This window comes from Bradyrhizobium sp. MI1.7, from assembly GCF_055811795.1.
Genome location: NZ_JBVVPO010000194.1, coordinates 1 through 1,612, shown reverse-complemented (window position 1 = coordinate 1,612; position 1,612 = coordinate 1). Strand labels below are relative to the sequence as shown.

Below are 1,612 nucleotides of genomic sequence, written 5' to 3'. Positions count from 1 at the left end.
TCTGCACCGATTAGCCTGGCCTGAAGGAGATCGATTTTCCCGCGACCGTACATCTGCCTTCTCACGAGCTTGAGGCGGGTGATCTGACCTTCAGTCTGTCCGTTGGACCAGGGCGAAGTGATTGCCGCCCGAACCGCCGCTTCATCCTTCGTGACGCCGCTGGCGAAGGAAGTCACGAGACTGGCGCGGGCGCGGTCGATCCACGGCGTGAGCCCTGCTTCGGCTCTGCGTCGGATCATCAAGTGGAATTCGGCGATGATCTCGCGAGCCTCGACCAAGGATGGTACGCCAGCTTCGATTGCCGCGACCGTGACGGTCTCTGCTTTCGTGAGCAGATCTCCGCCGATTGTCATGAGGCGCGCGATCGTTCTGGCCGATGGAATCCGCTGAAGGTTTCGTGCGTCGGGCTTTTCAGCCCTTCGTCTGCGGGTCGCCCACTCGCTGATGACGCGGAGCGAGCCTCTGAAGCCATGCGCCGTTAAACGACGCCAAAGTTCAGCCCCGTTTCGGCAGCCGGACGCCCACTGATCGTCGAGCCACGGCAAGTGTAAGTCCAACGAACTTTGCCGGGTCCGGAAGACATCGTGTCGTTCGCCGCGAATCGCCTGCCGTACCAGCTGCCTGCTGTGACCAGTCTGACGCACGATCTGCTTGATGGGTATGCCATTCTTCGACAGAGCCAGGATAGCCGCATTGGTCTCCTCGCGGCGCAGATAACCCTCATACTGGATCCGCTCTGCGGCTGTTAGCAGCTTGGGATCAATCGTGGTCGCGCCGATCACTGTGCGTATCTGGCGCATCGATTTGCGAACGGCATCGAGGAAGGCCCGACTGGCGTTCTCCATCAGATGCCAACGATCTGCAACCTGTACCGCATGCGGTAAGGCTCTTGCTGTCGCTTCGCCATATCCCCCACCACGGTCACGGGCAACGATCGCGATCGTGGGATGAGCAGCGAGCCAGGCTTGGGCAGTTGCGGGCTCCCGATCCGGGAGCAGGGTGACTACTCGGCGCCGCTCCAGGTTGCAGATGATGCTGGCGTATCTGTGGTTGCGCCGCCAGGCCCAATCATCAATGCCGATAACCCTGAGCGGATCAGCTGGCGGACGGCTACGGCGTCGGACCACGCGAAGGAGCGTATCCTTGCTCACCGGCAGCATTAGCCGTTTTGCGAAGCCTGCTGCCGGTCGACCGCCAAGTGCCAGACCGAGGTGATGGACGATAGAGTCCAGCCTTGCCGTGCGTCGCGCCGACGGTGCCAGCACCCCTTCGGCGAAGCGCTCGGTGAAGATTTGGCGCCCGCATAGGACGGCGCCGCAACGGAAGCGACGAGCAATCACCAGAAGCTGTACGATCCGCCCCGAAAGGGGAAGATCAGTCACACGACGCCGGTATCGGCTATGGACGCGTCGGGAAACCGTTCCGCAAGATGGGCACAGACCAATGCTTCCCGACGCCCGGACCGCAATAACAGCCTTATCACCTTCGTAGTACGCACTCTCTACAACAAATCCACTCGGCACCAGACTGGAGCGCTGGAGTGCCTGCTGCATGGCGCTGATTCTCCCCCAAATCAAAGCGCCAGACATCCCTCGAACTGCATCAAAAGTGA

At 61.2% G+C, this 1,612-nt stretch carries 1 protein-coding gene; it reads right to left on the bottom strand.

Translation table 11 applies throughout. From position 1 onward, the window contains the following. The coding region (locus AC0L3X_RS47025; RefSeq protein ID WP_473317596.1) for an ISL3 family transposase at positions 1-1,553 on the bottom strand (1,553 nt) is incomplete at its 3' end. Positions 1,554-1,612: the final 59 nt, after the last annotated feature.